17 protein-coding genes and 1 pseudogene are annotated in these 14,665 nt (G+C 62.9%); 13 read left to right on the top strand and 5 right to left on the bottom strand.

Features of this window, described 5'->3' with window-relative positions; all coding sequences use genetic code 11:
- From A3722_RS19415 to A3722_RS19405, 3 genes are all read right to left on the bottom strand, one after another.
- A partial coding sequence (locus A3722_RS19415) for a chlorhexidine efflux transporter (RefSeq protein WP_330220236.1) occupies positions 1 to 258 on the bottom strand: 258 nt, incomplete at its 3' end.
- A gap of 122 nt (positions 259 to 380) precedes the next feature.
- Positions 381 to 1,325 (bottom strand): tyrosine recombinase XerC, encoded by a 945-nt coding sequence (locus tag A3722_RS19410; protein ID WP_201722081.1) that lies wholly within the window; start codon positions 1,323 to 1,325, stop codon positions 381 to 383.
- The gene (locus A3722_RS19405; protein ID WP_067623124.1) at positions 1,322 to 2,029 is read right to left on the bottom strand and encodes a DUF484 family protein; all 708 of its coding nucleotides are present in this window, start codon (positions 2,027 to 2,029) and stop codon (positions 1,322 to 1,324) included. The genes A3722_RS19410 and A3722_RS19405 overlap by 4 nt, the downstream gene beginning before the upstream one ends.
- A gap of 269 nt (positions 2,030 to 2,298) precedes the next feature.
- Here A3722_RS19405 and A3722_RS19400 point away from each other — a divergent pair, with 269 nt between their 5' ends.
- Positions 2,299 to 3,219: a nitrilase-related carbon-nitrogen hydrolase gene (locus tag A3722_RS19400; RefSeq protein ID WP_067623127.1), complete on the top strand. Its 921-nt coding sequence runs from the start codon at positions 2,299 to 2,301 to the stop codon at positions 3,217 to 3,219.
- Positions 3,220 to 3,282: 63 nt separating this feature from the next.
- Here A3722_RS19400 and fsa read toward each other — a convergent pair whose 3' ends face one another.
- Positions 3,283 to 3,936 (bottom strand): fructose-6-phosphate aldolase, encoded by a 654-nt coding sequence (gene fsa, locus A3722_RS19395; protein ID WP_067623130.1) that lies wholly within the window; start codon positions 3,934 to 3,936, stop codon positions 3,283 to 3,285.
- Between the two features lie 122 nt (positions 3,937 to 4,058).
- On the opposite strand from fsa, the gene A3722_RS19390 reads away from it, so the two are divergent.
- From A3722_RS19390 to A3722_RS19375, 4 genes are all read left to right on the top strand, one after another.
- Positions 4,059 to 6,248 (top strand): primosomal protein N', encoded by a 2,190-nt coding sequence (locus A3722_RS19390; RefSeq protein ID WP_067916386.1) that lies wholly within the window; start codon positions 4,059 to 4,061, stop codon positions 6,246 to 6,248.
- 259 nt (positions 6,249 to 6,507) lie between these two features.
- Positions 6,508 to 7,740 carry an MFS transporter gene (locus A3722_RS19385; RefSeq protein ID WP_067627045.1) on the top strand — a complete coding sequence of 411 codons (1,233 nt, stop codon included), beginning with the start codon at positions 6,508 to 6,510 and terminating at the stop codon, positions 7,738 to 7,740.
- 82 nt (positions 7,741 to 7,822) lie between these two features.
- Complete coding sequence (locus A3722_RS19380; RefSeq protein WP_067916384.1) at positions 7,823 to 8,695, top strand: 50S ribosomal protein L11 methyltransferase; 873 nt, start codon at positions 7,823 to 7,825, stop codon at positions 8,693 to 8,695.
- 110 nt (positions 8,696 to 8,805) lie between these two features.
- A complete protein-coding gene (locus A3722_RS19375) occupies positions 8,806 to 9,150 on the top strand; it encodes a hypothetical protein (protein ID WP_067628411.1) in 345 nt (114 codons plus the stop codon).
- A 96-nt stretch (positions 9,151 to 9,246) separates the two neighbouring features.
- Here the strand turns inward: A3722_RS19375 and A3722_RS19370 are convergent, their stop codons facing one another.
- Positions 9,247 to 9,465, bottom strand: a complete 219-nt coding sequence (locus tag A3722_RS19370; protein WP_067628399.1) for a DUF1127 domain-containing protein — start codon at positions 9,463 to 9,465, stop codon at positions 9,247 to 9,249.
- 353 nt (positions 9,466 to 9,818) lie between these two features.
- Here A3722_RS19370 and ruvC point away from each other — a divergent pair, with 353 nt between their 5' ends.
- From ruvC to A3722_RS19330, 8 genes and pseudogenes are all read left to right on the top strand, one after another.
- The gene (ruvC, locus tag A3722_RS19365) at positions 9,819 to 10,325 is read left to right on the top strand and encodes a crossover junction endodeoxyribonuclease RuvC (protein WP_067916382.1); all 507 of its coding nucleotides are present in this window, start codon (positions 9,819 to 9,821) and stop codon (positions 10,323 to 10,325) included.
- Positions 10,322 to 10,999, top strand: coding sequence for a Holliday junction branch migration protein RuvA (gene ruvA, locus A3722_RS19360; protein WP_067626450.1), 678 nt, complete (start codon positions 10,322 to 10,324; stop codon positions 10,997 to 10,999). The genes ruvC and ruvA overlap by 4 nt, the downstream gene beginning before the upstream one ends.
- A 46-nt stretch (positions 11,000 to 11,045) precedes the next feature.
- Positions 11,046 to 12,065 (top strand): Holliday junction branch migration DNA helicase RuvB, encoded by a 1,020-nt coding sequence (ruvB, locus tag A3722_RS19355; protein WP_067626448.1) that lies wholly within the window; start codon positions 11,046 to 11,048, stop codon positions 12,063 to 12,065.
- Between the two features lie 30 nt (positions 12,066 to 12,095).
- Positions 12,096 to 12,719, top strand: coding sequence for a hypothetical protein (locus A3722_RS19350; RefSeq protein WP_067626452.1), 624 nt, complete (start codon positions 12,096 to 12,098; stop codon positions 12,717 to 12,719).
- Positions 12,716 to 13,114: a YbgC/FadM family acyl-CoA thioesterase gene (locus A3722_RS19345; protein WP_067626446.1), complete on the top strand. Its 399-nt coding sequence runs from the start codon at positions 12,716 to 12,718 to the stop codon at positions 13,112 to 13,114. Before A3722_RS19350 ends, A3722_RS19345 begins: the two co-directional genes overlap by 4 nt.
- A 119-nt stretch (positions 13,115 to 13,233) precedes the next feature.
- The gene (gene tolQ / locus A3722_RS19340; RefSeq protein WP_067626444.1) at positions 13,234 to 13,929 is read left to right on the top strand and encodes a protein TolQ; all 696 of its coding nucleotides are present in this window, start codon (positions 13,234 to 13,236) and stop codon (positions 13,927 to 13,929) included.
- Positions 13,930 to 13,932: 3 nt separating this feature from the next.
- Entirely contained in the window at positions 13,933 to 14,406 is a 474-nt protein-coding gene (gene tolR / locus A3722_RS19335) for a protein TolR (RefSeq protein ID WP_067626442.1), read from the top strand.
- 60 nt (positions 14,407 to 14,466) lie between these two features.
- Positions 14,467 to 14,665: pseudogene (locus A3722_RS19330) on the top strand (energy transducer TonB); the annotation flags it as partial.

Genomic DNA, 14,665 nt, shown 5'->3' with positions numbered 1-14,665 from the left:
CCTCGGGTTCGACCACGCNTGAAGTACCCGGATCGGCACCGTCTTGCGGACCGTGCCGCGCAGGCGGCGCAGGGCGTGGTCGAACCCGAGGTTGTAAAGGTAGTTCCATCCCGTCGCGATGCTGGCGCTGACGATGGTGACGACGCCAATCTCATGCAGTGGCTTGTCAAACAGCCAAACGCCCATGGGCGTGACGATCAACAGGGCGAGAACTTCAAAGCTGATGGCGTGGCGGATGCGGTCTGCGGTGCTGCGCATGGGGTCGGTCCCGGTATTGGTCGGGTCGTCCCGAGTGGCTGCCCAAATGGGGGAGGTCGTCCTCGCTTGGTCTCAATATGGCGATTAAGGCGCAGGGTGCAAGAGGGTCGGCTTGGAAGGGCTCAGCGGCCCGCTTTGGGATGGGCGTTGTTATAGACTTCCATCAGCCGCGCGGTATCGACGGCTGTATAGGCCTGCGTGGTCGAGAGCGAAGCATGGCCTAGCAGTTCCTGAATCGCACGCAGATCGCCGCCCGCGTCGAGCAGATGGGTGGCAAAGCTGTGGCGCATAGCGTGGGGCGTGGCCGTCGCCGGAAGGCCCAGTTGCATCCGCGCATCGGCCATCACCTGCGCCACGGCCCGCGCGCCCAATGCGCCGCCGCGAATGGCACGAAACAGCGGGGCTTGCGGCTCTTGCGGGTGAGGGCAGACGGCGCGGTAGTCTTCGACGGCGGCGCGTGCAGCAGGCAAGACCGGTACGACCCGTTCCTTGCCGCCTTTGCCGATGATACGCAGGCTATTCGGCAGGGGCGCATCGCCGCCCTTGAGCGCCAGCGCCTCGGAGATCCGCAGCCCGCAGCCCCAAAGCATCGTCAGAACAGCGACATCGCGCGCCGCGACCCATGGGGCGCGGGCTTGGGTTTCGACGCAATCGATCAGCGCGCGGGCGGCATCTTCGGCCAGCGGGCGAGGGAGTTTTTTCTGAAACTTGGGCGACCGGGCAAGCAGAACGGCGGTGGGCTCAAACCCCTCTCGCTCGGCCAGCCAGCGATAAAAGGCTTTCACCGCCGAAAGCTTGCGCGCCACGGAGCGCGAGCCGACACCGCCGCTGCGCGTGCTGGCCATCCAAGCGCGCATGTCGCTGATGGTGATTTTCGCCAGCGCGCCAAGGCCTTGGGTGTCGCCCTTATGCAGGGTCATGAAGGTTAAGAACTCGGTCACATCGCCCCGATAGGCGATGATCGTATTCTCCGCTGCGTCCTTCAAGGCGCTCTGATGCGCCAGCCACGTTTGCAGCGCGTCCCGCGCGGCGGGGCTGATCAGTAGCGGATTTGCCTTCTCGCTCAAGACAGCCAGCGGCGCATGGTGCGTTCCAACACGCCGGTAAAGAAAGTGAGCAGATCGGTGCCCTGCTGCGGGCCGAACATATGCGGGTCTTCGGCCCCCATGACCAGAAGGCCGGGCAGGCGGCCTGTGCCGAAATCGAGTTTTAGGCAGGCCTCAGAACGGATCCAGCCCGCCTTGGTGCCATACAGCGCCTCAGAACCGTCTTGAAGTGCGCGCAGGGTCACCTGACGCACCATGCCGCCGCGCCCTTGAGACAGATAGTCATCGATAAAGCCCGGCTCGGCCACGGTCAGCACATCGCCCAAACGTTGTACAGCCGGATCATTGTCGTTCTGGGTCGATTCCAGCACCAGCTTCACCGCGTCGACGCGCAGAATGTCGGCCACTTCGCCACCCAGATTGCGCAGAAAGGTCTCAAACTCCACCGGGTCCAGCATTTGCAGGATCGCGCGGTGGATCTGGTTGGTCCCGGCGAGGTTTTCATAGGCCGCGGCGATGACGCTGCGGTGGGTGTCTTCCAACCGATCAAGCCGGGTTTCCAAACGCTCCATCGCGATGCCGCGCAGATCGACGATGTTGCCGCCCATGGCCTTCTCATTCGCTGCAATCAACGCCTGCATCACATCGCTGTCGTCAAGGATGACATCGGGCGCGGAGATGATCGCCTCGCGCAGGGCGTCGTCGATTTTGGGGCTGCTGCTCATGGGCGTCTCTTTTTGATTTGCGGTGTCATAGCATGGTGGGGCGTCAAGATCTGCCCCCAATTGGTCACGGGTCTTGACGCCTGCGGTCTTTGTTGCCGCCTTGCGTCAGGCCGGGATGTAGAACGAAGCCCACGGGAACAAAAGCGGCGCGGGTGTGTTGGCCCCGGTCGACGCGCGGATTTCAGCCGCAAGGCACGCGCGCCTGATCGAAGCCTGCTGCATATCCCCGGATGCGGCGAAATGGCCCGTGCCGGGAGAGGAAATCTTACATGGAACATGTCTCTGTCGATCTTTGGGCCGCCAACCTTCAGGTCACGCCGGATTCGCTGCAAAGCTGGCTTGCCAGTGTGGAACTGCGTCTGCAACAAGCCGCCGCGCGCGAGGCGCAGCTTTTGGTGATGCCTGAGTTTTGCTGCGCACAATGGCTGAGCTTTGCCCCGGCGGACCTGCCCGCAGAGCAGCAACTGGGCTGGCTCGCGCAGACCGCCGCGCTGGCGCTCGACCCGATGCGCCGCATGGTGGAGCAGACAGGCGTCGCCCTGCTGCCCGGCACATTTCCTGTGGCCTTTCCATCGGTCGACGCGCCCGAGGGGTATCTCAATCAGGCGTGGTTCCTGACGCCGGAGGGCGGGATGCAGGTGCAAAACAAACTGAGCCTGACGCCGCTTGAGGCAAATGGCGCCAGCGGTGTGACCATCGCGGGCACCGGGATCAATCTGTTCGATTGGAACGGGCTGCGCTGTGTCATCGCGATCTGTCTCGATGCGGAATATACCGCGCTTTGGTCGAAACTGGGCGAGCTGGACCTCGATCTGGTGATCATCCCCGCCAAGACCGACATGATCACTGGCTACAACCGTGTGTTCAGCTGTGCACGGGCGCGGGCGATAGAATTGCAGACCGCCGTGTGCTGTGTCGGCGCGGTTGGCGCGCCGTTGACCCCGTGGCAAGAGGATACCGGCGTGGGCGGGGCGAGCGTGTACTTGCCCTGCGATGTGTCGGTGGCCTTGGACGGGATGCACGCGGCATTGCCACCCCAGACGGCGGCGCAGGGCATGGATCTGGTGTTGCAGGCTCCGGCGATTCCCGTGGGGCAGTGCCGTCGCATCCGCGCAGGCGCGGCCGAGGCCGAGGTGCGCCCCGGCCTATGGTCGGGCGATCACCTGACGGTTGAAGGCAACGCCGCATAGGGCAAAGAAAAACCCCCTCCGCCAGGGGCGGAAGGGGTTTGATGCCTTGGCGCTCAGGCCGGATCAGAGGATGTTCTGACCGGTCTTTTTCCAATCGGCCATGAACTGCTCCAGACCTTTGTCGGTCAGCGGGTGCGAGGCGAGCTTCTTGATCACTTCTGGCGGCGCGGTCATCACGTCGGCACCGATGCGCGCGGCGTCGAGCACGTGATTCACGCTGCGGATGGAGGCCGCGAGGATCTGCGTCTCGAACCCGTAGTTGTCATAGATGGTGCGGATGTCTTGGATCAGGTCCATGCCATCGAGGTTGATGTCGTCCAGACGACCAATGAAGGGCGAGATGAAGGTCGCGCCCGCTTTGGCCGCGATCAGCGCTTGGTTCGCCGAGAAGCAGAGCGTCACGTTGATCATGTGACCCTCGCCCGACAGAACCTTACAGGCTTTCAGCCCGTCCCATGTCAGCGGCAGCTTGATGGTGATGTTGTCGGCGATCTCGGCCAGTTTGCGGCCTTCGGCGATCATCGCGTCGGCTTCCAGCGCCACAACTTCGGCAGAGACGGGGCCGTCGACGAGGTCACAAATCTCTTTGGTGACCTCAAGGATGTTGCGGCCTGACTTCAGGATCAGGGAGGGGTTGGTTGTTACGCCGTCGACCATGCCAAGGTCATTGAGTTCGGCAATGGCGTCGATCTCGGCTGTATCTACGAAGAATTTCATGGGCTTTCCTTCCGGGTTGGAATGTGATCGCTAACAGGTCTATTGCGTGCCTTGGCTTTACCGCATGATCTGCGATGCTTAAAGCCTCAATTCCCCCTAGCGACACGGAGCATGCGGCAGACATGGCTGAATTCTACCATCATGGCGAGTTGCTGTCGGTGATGACCACCCAGCCTTTGGGCCGCGCATTGGACTATCGCGCGCCCGAAGGTGGCTGCCATGCGGGGGCGTTTGTCGAGGTGCCATTGGGCCCGCGCAAGGTGATGGGCGTGGTCTGGGGGCCGGGGGCCGGGGATTACGACATCAAAAAGGTGCGCCATGTGATCCGCGTGCTGGACGCCCCGCCGATGCGCGATGAGATGCGCGAATTTTTGCTGCGCTCGGCGGCCTATACCCTGACCCCGCTGCCCGCGATGCTGCGGCTGGCCACGCGTGCGCCGGGCTTGGGCGATCCGCCGTCGATGCGCAAGATCTACCGCGCGGGCGACGGCGTGCCGACCCGCATGACCGACGCGCGCCAGCGGGTTATGGCGGTGCTGGAGGAATACGGCGATCTGGCCTTCACGCTGAAGGAGTTGTCGGAGATGGCCGGGGTCACCTCTTCGGTGGTCAAAGGTTTGGTCGATCAAGGTGCCGTGCGCGAAGAGGAAAGCCCCCGCGATCTGCCGTTTCGGCGGCTGGATCCATCGTTGCCCGGCAAGGCACTGACCGAGGATCAGGCGACAGCGGCGGCGGTTTTGCGCGAGGGGATTAAGGCCGAGACCTATGGCACGACCCTGCTGCGCGGGGTTACCGGATCGGGCAAAACGGAGGTCTATCTCGAAGCCGTCGCCGCGGCCGTGCAATCCGGGCGGCAGGCGCTGGTGCTCCTGCCGGAAATCGCGCTGACCGAACAGTTTCTCGACCGGGTCGAGGAGCGCTTTGGCGGGAAGCCTGCCGAATGGCATTCCGGTGTCACCATGACCGAACGCCGCCGCATCTGGCGCATGGTGGGCGAGGGCAACGCGCAATTGGTGATCGGTGCGCGGTCAGCGCTGTTCCTGCCGTTCCAGAACCTCGGGCTGATCGTCGTGGATGAAGAGCATGACACGTCTTACAAACAAGAGGATGGGGTGCTTTATAACGCCCGCGACATGGCGGTGCTGCGCGCGTCAATCTGCGGGGCGCAGGTGGTGCTGGCCAGTGCGACGCCCAGTCTTGAGACTTGGGCCAATGCAGAGGCGGGCAAGTATCGGCGGCTGGAACTGACCTCGCGCTTTGGTCCGGCGGTGATGCCGAAGATGGGCGCGATTGACATGCGGCAGGCGGGTTTGCCGGGGGATAAATGGATCTCGGGCGAGATGAAGCGCGAGGTCGATGCGCGGCTGGAGCGCGGCGAACAGGCGATGCTGTTCATCAACCGTCGCGGCTATGCGCCGATCACGCTCTGCCGCGCCTGTGGCGAACAGATCGGTTGCGATCAATGCGATGCGCGGATGGTGGAACATCGGTTTCTGAAACGCCTCGTTTGTCACCAGTGCGGCGAGACCAAGCCCATGCCCGAGGTTTGCCCCTCTTGCGAGGTCGAAGGCAAGCTCGCCCCCATCGGCCCCGGCGTAGAGCGGCTGGGAGAGGAAGCGGCTGCGCTCTGGCCCGACGCGCGGATCGCGACCCTGAGTTCGGACATGTACGGCTCGGCCCGGGCGCTGAAGGCCGAGATCGCGGGAATTGCCGAAGGAACGGCGGATATCATCATCGGCACGCAACTGGTCGCCAAGGGGCACAACTTTCCAAAGCTGACGCTGGTGGGGGTGATTGATGCTGATCTCGGCCTCACCGGGTCGGATCTGCGCGCGGCGGAGCGGACGTTTCAGCTGATGCGGCAGGTGGCGGGCCGGGCAGGGCGGGCCGAAGCGCCGGGGGCGGCGCTCTTGCAGACCTATCAGCCCGAGCATCCGGTGATCCGGGCGATCTTGGCGGGTGAGGAGGAGAAGTTCTGGGCCGCCGAGGCAGGCGAGCGGCGGCAGGCCGGGGTGCCGCCTTACGGGCGTATGGCAGGGATCATCCTCAGCGGCAGCGATGCGGCGGCGGTGTTTGATCTGGGCAACCATCTGGCGCGGCATGACGGGCCGTTGCGGGCGGTGGGGGCGCAGGTTTTTGGCCCCGCGCCCGCGCCGATCGCCCGGGTGCGCGGGCGGCATCGGGTGCGATTGTTGGTCAAGGCGGATAAGGGCGTGGCGCTCCAAGAAGCGCTGAGCAAGTGGGTTGGTGCGCTGCGGCTGAAGGGGGATTTGCGGTTGGCCGTGGATATCGATCCGCAGAGTTTTTATTGAGGCTCAAAGGCGGTGGGTTGGAAACGAGGGCCAGCGCCTGCCCGCGGGTCGGCGATCTAACCGTTTGTCGCTGCCACTTTATGGCTCGACATGATGTGCTTTGGCAATGTCCCACCCAGCCTCACCAAATCGCCTACCCGGGGGGCGGGCAGGCGATGGCCCGGCGCCTGCGGCTTGATTCCGAGCTGGGGGAAGAAAGACGCGTTAGAGCCCCGCCTTTTCTCTCGCCATTCCCAAAACCCCGGCGTAATAAATTCCCATGACCCGCTATATCACCCTCGAAGAGGCCAAGCGCCTGCCGTTCTGGCGCCGCCCCGTGGCTCTGCTGTTCCTCATGGCGCTGGCCATGCCCATCGCGTTCAACACGTGGTCGGCGCTGCTGAATAACTTCGTCATCGAGGTGGCAGACTTCGACGGGTCCGACATTGGCCTGCTGCACACGGTGCGCGAAATTCCCGGCTTTCTGGCCATCGGGGTCATCGCGATCTTGCTCTTTGTCCGCGAACAGGTGCTGGGGCTGATCTCGCTCGCGCTGCTCGGCGCGGCGACGGCCATCACCGCATATTTCCCCTCCATGGGCGGCATCCTGACGATCACCATGCTCAGCTCGATCGGCTTTCATTACTACGAGACGGTGAATCAATCGCTGCAACTTCAATGGCTTAAGATCGAAGACGCGCCGCGCATGATCGGCTGGCTTATGGCGGCTGGATCGCTGGCGACGCTGGTGGCCTATCTGGCGATCATGGCGCTGTGGGAAACGCTGAACCTCAGCTACAGCATCGTTTACATGATCGGCGGCGGCGTCACCGTTGCCGTGGCCATCATCGCCATGCTGGCCTATCCACAGTTCGAAGCGCCCACGGTGCAGAACAAAAAGATGATCCTGCGCAAGCGCTACTGGCTCTATTACGCGCTGCAATTCATGTCAGGCGCGCGGCGGCAGATTTTCGTGGTCTTCGCGGGCTTTATGATGGTCGAACGCTTCGGTTTTGAAGTGCATGAGATCACCATGCTCTATCTCATCAACCTTGTCGCCAATATGATCTTTGCCCCGCTGATGGGCCGCGCGGTGGGTCATTTCGGCGAGCGCCGGACGCTGACCGTTGAATATGTCGGGCTGATCATCGTCTTCCTTGCTTACGGCGGCGTCTATTACCTTGGCTGGGGTGTGGTGATTGCGGCAACGCTTTATGTGCTGGATCACATGTTCTTTGCCCTCGCATTGGCGCTGAAGACCTATTTCCAAAAGATTGCAGACCCCGCAGATATCGCCCCCACCGCAGCGGTTGCCTTTACGATCAACCACATCGCGGCGGTGTTCCTGCCAGTCGGGCTTGGCCTGCTGTGGCTCGTCTCGCCTGCGGCGGTATTCTTCCTTGCCGCAGGGATGGCGGCAGTGTCGCTGATGCTGTCACTGTTGATCCCGCGCCACCCGGCACCGGGGCATGAAACGATCTTTCAAACTGCTGTGCCGCAGGCCGCCGAATAGGCCGCGAAACCCAGCATGGCTTGACCCGACACGCGCGCGGCCCTAGGCGAAGCGCAACCGCACCGCAGCAAAGGACCGCGCCATGCCCACGTTTACCGCCCTCACTACCCTCACGGGCCGCGACCCCGCCTATGCCTTGGGCGAAGCGATGGAGCGGCTAATCCCCGAGCCCACCGGCGTTGGCGTGTTTGAGGTCGAAGACGGCTCGGGCCTGTGGGAAGTCGGCGGTTATTTCGAAGAAGCACCCGATACGGCCGCGCTGGCGGTGCTGGCCAAGGCGATGGGCGCGAAAGATTTCACCGTCTCCGAGCTGCCGGAAACAGATTGGGTCGCCCATGTGCGCCGTGAATTAGCCCCGGTCGAAGCGGGGCGCTTTTTCGTCTACGGCAGCCATGACGCTGACAAGGTGCCCGACGATTGCGAACCGCTGCTGATCGAAGCCGCCATGGCCTTTGGCACCGGGCACCACGGCACGACACTGGGCTGCCTGCGCGCGCTGGACCGGTTGGCGGGCGAGGGGTTCCACGGCAAAAACGTGGTCGACATCGGCTGCGGCACCGCCGTGCTGGCCATGGCCGCCGCGCGCATCTGGCCCGAGCCGGTATTGGCCAGTGACATCGATGAGGTCGCGGTCGAAGTCGCGCAGGCCAATGTCGATGCCAACAATCTGTCGGGCCGCGTGACTTGTGTCGAGGCCGCAGGCTTTGATCATCCCCAATTGGCCGAAGCCGCCCCCTTTGATCTGGTTTTTGCCAATATCCTCAAAGGGCCGCTGGTCGCCTTGGCCCCGGATATGGCCGGGGCGCTGCAACCTGCGGGCTATGCGATTCTCTCGGGTCTCCTGAACGAGCAGGCCGACGAGGTGATTGAGGTTTATGCACAATCTGGCATCAATCTGGTGCACCGTGAGAGCATTGGTGACTGGACGACACTAACGCTGCAAACTAACGCATAATTCGCGCCTCATTTTCGTTGCATTTGACCCTTTTGCCGCTTTGTTGCCACAATTTGCCTTTATTCAAATTGGCAGCAAACGGTGGGGGCCGGATTGCTACGGAGGCTGTGATGGCTGAAGGACACGCTCAATTCGCGAAACGGATCGAACTTCTGGGGCGCAAGCATCGGAAGATGGAACGGGGATATGTCACCCGCGTCGGGCGCGACGGGTTGATCTCCGTCTTGCCGAAACGTGCCCGTCGGGGGTTCCCGATGATGGGGTTTTTCCTGATCGTTCTGGTATTTTTCGGCTTCAAAGCCTTCACACTCGCCGCGATCGGCCCGGTGACCTATAACGAACGCCTGTCGCGGCTGGCCAATGGTTCAAACCTAGAGCAGATCGGCGCCAAGATGATGGCCATCGACCCGCTGACCAAGACAGTAGCCGGGCTGACCGGCCCGATCATGCGGTGATCTTAAGCCACTGACCTTTGACATGAAAAAGCCGCAGCGGATGCCTTCCGCTGCGGCTTTTCGTTTGGGTAGGTTTCGATGCGGGCGCGCGCAGGCTTAGCGCACAAAGTGGTTCTGTGCGACGAGGTCAATGTCACCCCGGATCAAGCCGATGTCCTGCAATTCAAGGTCGGTCAGGTCCGACAGCGCCTTGCGGGTGGCGCGACTGTCTTGCCAATCTTCGACCGCCGCGAAGAACGCGCCGAAAAAACCAAAAATACGTGTGACGGCCGAGGTGGAGCCGTAAGCGGTGCGGGTGGTGTCGAAAGTTGCCATGGGGCCGTCCTTTGTTTGATCGTCGGTTGTGTCTGCAGGGGCCGAGGAAAGCGCGCCGTGCAAAACGTGATTTTCGGCAATTATGCCTGAAAAGCGCCCCGCGCAATCCCTCAAAAACGACAGCGTGCCTTGCGTTTTGTGCATAGGTCGAAATGACGGCTAACCCACTATCTTTACGGGAAAATTTCCGGCTTCCTGATGTCGGTTTTGCAGCATGGAGAGGCGCAATCCGACACCGCGGTTCAAAAGCGACAGGATGCATGTCGTAAAGCGCCCGCCGCGCATCAGGGCTTTGCGATGTTCGCGTTTCGTGCTAGTGCACCAAAAAAGCAACAATTTTATCGAGGGCAGAGATGATACGGGTGATCGGCATAGATCCGGGGCTGCGCAATCTGGGCTGGGGCGTGATCGATGTCTCGGGCAGCCGAATCGCCCATGTGGCCAATGGCATCTGTCATTCCGAAGGCGACGACCTTGGCGCACGGCTTTTGTCCTTGCACGGGCAGCTGACGCGCGTGCTGACCATGTGGCAGCCACAGGCGGCGGCGGTTGAACAGACTTTCGTGAACAAAGACGGGGCCGGGACCCTGAAGCTGGGTCAGGCGCGGGGCATCGCGATGCTGGTGCCTGCGCAGTTTGGTTTGACGGTGGGCGAATATGCCCCCAACAAGGTCAAGAAAACGGTGGTCGGCGTAGGCCACGCGGATAAGGGACAGGTGGCGCATATGGTGAAAATGCAGATGCCGGGGATCGAGATTGCCGGCCCGGATGCCGCCGATGCGCTGGCCATCGCGATCTGTCACGCGCATCACGGCGGGGCCAGCACCCTCGCGCAAGCGGTGGCGAGGGCGAGCGCATGATCGGCAAACTCTCGGGCCGCATTGACTACCGTGCCGCCGACCATGTGCTGATCGACGTCCGCGGTGTGGGATACCTCGTCTATGTCTCTGACCGGACCATGGCCGCGCTGCCCGGTGTGGGCGAAGTCGTGGCGCTTTATACCGATCTGGTGGTGCGCGAAGACCTGATGCAGCTCTTTGGCTTTCAAACGCTGGTGGAAAAGGAATGGCACCGGTTGCTGACCTCGGTTCAGGGGGTCGGGGCAAAGGCGTCGCTGGCAATCCTCGGAACGCTCGGCCCGGATGGCGTGAGCCGCGCAATCGCGCTTGGCGATTGGAACGCGGTAAAGGCCGCCAAGGGCATTGGCCCCAAAATCGCACAGCGCGTGGTGCTTGATCTCAAGGACAAGGCTCCCGGCGTGATGGCGATGACCGGCACCGTGGCCGACGCTCTGGGAGAAGCACAGGCCGCTGCCGATGAGACCGTGATCGAAGCTGCCACCCCGCGCCCCGCGCCGAAAGCCGCCGCGCCCAATGCTTCGGCCCAGTCCGAGGCGCTTTCGGCGCTTGGCAACCTTGGCTACGGTCCCGGTGACGCGGCGGGCGCCGTGGCGCAGGCGGCGGGCGAGATGCCAGAGGCGGACACGCCGACGCTGATCCGCGCGGCGCTCAAGCTGTTGGCGCCCAAGGGGTGACGCCCCCTCTGGCAGAACCCTCCGCCCTGCGCCATAACGAGGCCCTATGACCGACATTGACCCCACCGTGCGGCCTGAGCCGATGCCCGAAGATTTCGACCGCGCTTTGCGGCCGCAGATGCTGGCGGAATTTGTCGGTCAAGCCGAGGCGCGCGCGAACCTTGCCGTCTTCATCCAATCCGCCCGCCAGCGCGGCGAGGCGATGGATCACACGCTGTTTCACGGGCCTCCGGGTCTGGGCAAGACGACGCTGGCGCAGATCATGGCGCGGGAGTTGGGCGTGGGCTTTCGCATGACCTCTGGCCCGGTGTTGGCCAAGGCAGGCGATCTGGCGGCGATCTTGACCAACCTCGAAGCGCGTGACGTGTTGTTTATCGACGAGATCCACCGTCTGAACCCGGCGGTGGAAGAGGTGCTGTATCCCGCGCTGGAGGATTTCGAACTTGATCTGGTGATCGGTGAAGGCCCCGCCGCGCGGACCGTGCGGATCGAGTTACAGCCCTTCACGCTGGTCGGAGCCACCACCCGCATGGGGCTGCTCACAACGCCGCTGCGGGACCGTTTCGGCATCCCGACACGGCTGCAGTTCTACACCGAGGACGAGCTTTACATCATCGTTGATCGCAATGCTCGCAAACTGGGTGCGCCCGCCGACGAAGGCGGTGCCCGCGAGATTGCGAAACGCGCCCGCGGCACGCCGCGCATCGCGGGCCGCCTGCTGCGCCGGGTGGTGGATTTCGCGGTTGTAGAGGGCGATGGCCGCGTGACCCGCGATTTGGCCGACATGGCTCTGACGCGGCTTGGGGTCGATCATCTGGGCCTTGATGGCGCTGACCGCCGTTACCTCAAGCTGATCGCAGAGAACTATCAGGGCGGGCCGGTGGGGATCGAAACCCTCTCCGCCGCGCTGTCGGAAAGCCGTGATGCGCTGGAAGAGGTGATCGAGCCGTTCCTGTTGCAGCAAGGGCTGATCCAGCGTACCCCGCGCGGCAGAATGTTGGCGGCCAAGGCGTGGAGCCATCTCGGCATGGCCGCGCCCAAAGGGCAGAGCGACCTTTTTGGCTGACGCCCCGGAGCGAAGGTAAGACAGATGACGATGACCGCAGAGCAGATCGAGACCCTTTTCACCCGCCGCGACGGGCAGTTCGCCTTTGCCCGCTGGGGCCGCCCCATCGCGCCGGTGGCCTTTGGAATCGAGGAGGCGGCGCTGCCGGTGGTAAAAGGCGCGCTTGAGGCTGTCGCCAAACTCGCCGGTCACGACATGGTCGAGACCGATCCCGAACTGGGAAGCAATCTGATGATGTTCTTCTTCGCAGATTGGGCGGAGTTGCTAGACGTGCCGGGGATGGATGGGCTGGTGCCGGACCTCGCAGGGCAGGTCGAGCGCTTGCAGGCCGCTGGGGCCAATCAGTACCGTTTCTTCCGCTTCGAAGAAAACGGCGCGATCAAGGCGGCCTTTGTCTTCCTGCGCATGGACGACAGCCTGCGCGATATGTCCGCGCAAGTCTTGGCGCTGAGCCAAGCGGTACAGGTCATCCTGCTCTGGTCCGAGGACGCCTTTGCCGAGCAGTCGCCGCTGGCGCTGGCCGATGAGGCGCTGGTGCTGCGCCCCGAAGTGGCCGACGTGATCCGCGCCGCCTATGATCCGGTGATGCCGCCCGCCGCCAATGACGCAAGCCATGCGCTGCGCCTTGCTGCGCGGGTGCAGGTGTCGGCATGAGCCATACCTTTCCAGTCCGCATTTTCTACGAAGACACCGACATGGCAGGCGTGGTCTATTACGCCAACTACCTGCGCTATATCGAACGGGCGCGGTCGGATATCGTCGAACAGATTGGCCTTGATCAACGCGCCATGCGCGACGAGGGGCTGGTCTTTGTCGTAACGCGGGTAGAGGCGGATTATCTGGGTGCTGCACGCTTTGGCGACCGGTTAGAGGTGCAGACGACCCATCAGGCCGAAGGGCCGGTGCGTTGGGTGTTTGACCAAGACGTGCTACGCGACGGCAAGGTCATATTCCGCGCCAAAGTTACCGCCGTTTGCATGACCACGGCCGGGAAACCCACCCGTTTGCCAGCGAAACTCCGCCTGTCGGACGGGGATCCTGCGGCGTGATACCATAATTCTGGCAATCTCGGTTGCAGTCCGTTAGCTTTGCTCCAAATTGAGGCCAGAAAAATACGGCCCGAGAGGCAGAATGCCCCAAAGGGGCGGCAGTAAAAGAGCATAGTTAAATGGAAGCAGAGACGCTGGCATTGGCACAGGGGATGGATTTTTCCCTGTGGGGTCTGTTCGCGAAGGCGACAGTCACGGTCAAACTTGTAATGATCATGCTGATCGGGGCTTCGTTCTGGTCTTGGTCGATTATCGTTCAAAAGACCATCCAGTACCGCAAAGCCCGTGCTGAGGCCGCGCAGTTCGATCAGGCGTTCTGGTCGGGCGAGCCGCTTGACGGGCTCTTTGACACCATCGGCGCTGACCCGGATGGACCCTCAGAAAAAATCTTCGCCGCTGGCATGTCGGAATGGCGCCGCTCGCACCGCGAAGATGGCGCGTTGATCCCCGGCGCCACCGCACGGATTGACCGCTCCATGGATGTGGCGATCTCAAAAGAAGCTGAGCGTTTGCAAAAGGGGCTGCCGGTCTTGGCGACCGTGGGCTCAACTGCACCGTTTGTCGGCTTGTTCGGGACGGTCTTCGGCATTATGAACTCGTTCATTGAGATCGCCGCGCAACAAAACACCAACCTCGCGGTCGTCGCCCCCGGTATTGCCGAGGCACTGCTGGCAACCGGTATCGGCCTCCTCGCCGCGATCCCGGCGGTTGTGTTCTACAACAAGCTGAGCGCCGACAGTGACCGCATCCTTGGCAATTACGAGGCTTTCTCGGACGAATTCGCCACCATCCTCAGCCGCCAGTTGGACAGCTAAGCCATGGGCGCAGGTGTCATGAAAAAACAGGGCGGCAAGGGACGGCGTCGCGGTCGCGCCCAGCCGATGGCCGAGATCAACGTCACGCCTTTCGTCGATGTGATGCTGGTGCTTTTGATCATCTTTATGGTCGCGGCTCCGCTGCTGACTGTGGGCGTGCCGGTGGAATTGCCCAAGACCGCCGCCACGGCCCTGCCATCCGAGCAGGAAGAGCCGCTGACCGTTACGCTCACCGCCGAGGGGGCCGTGCAAATCCAAACCACCGACACGCCCCGCGACCAACTGATCACCAAACTGCGGGCGATTGCCTCTGAACGGGCCAGCGACCGGGTGTTTTTGCGCGCGGATGGCAAAGTGTCTTATGCGCAGGTCATGGAAGTCATGGGCGCGCTCAACGCAGGCGGCTTTTCCAACATCGGTCTGGTGACCGACATCGGCGGCCCGGCGTTGGACGGCAGCGACACGTCGGGTGGCTGAGCGGTGCATACCGGGCATTACATATCAGGTGCCGGGCATCTGGGTCTTATCGGCTGGCTGTTGTTTGGAAGCATCTTCACCTCCGAGCCTGAGCCCGTTGAGATGACCGAGGTCTCGGTGATCTCGGCCGCCGAATATGACGCGCTGGTCGCGGCCCAGCAGCCGCCTGCCTCGGCCACCGAGGTGGCCCAGCCCGCGCCGCCCGAGGTAAGCGAAGAGACCCCCGAAGTGACGGCGGAGCCGGACACGCAGATCGAAC

The organism is Sulfitobacter sp. HI0027 (genome assembly GCF_001634775.1).
Classification (GTDB): domain Bacteria; phylum Pseudomonadota; class Alphaproteobacteria; order Rhodobacterales; family Rhodobacteraceae; genus Sulfitobacter.
The sequence above is the reverse complement of the archived record's forward strand: the minus strand, read 5'-3'. Positions and strand labels throughout refer to the sequence as shown.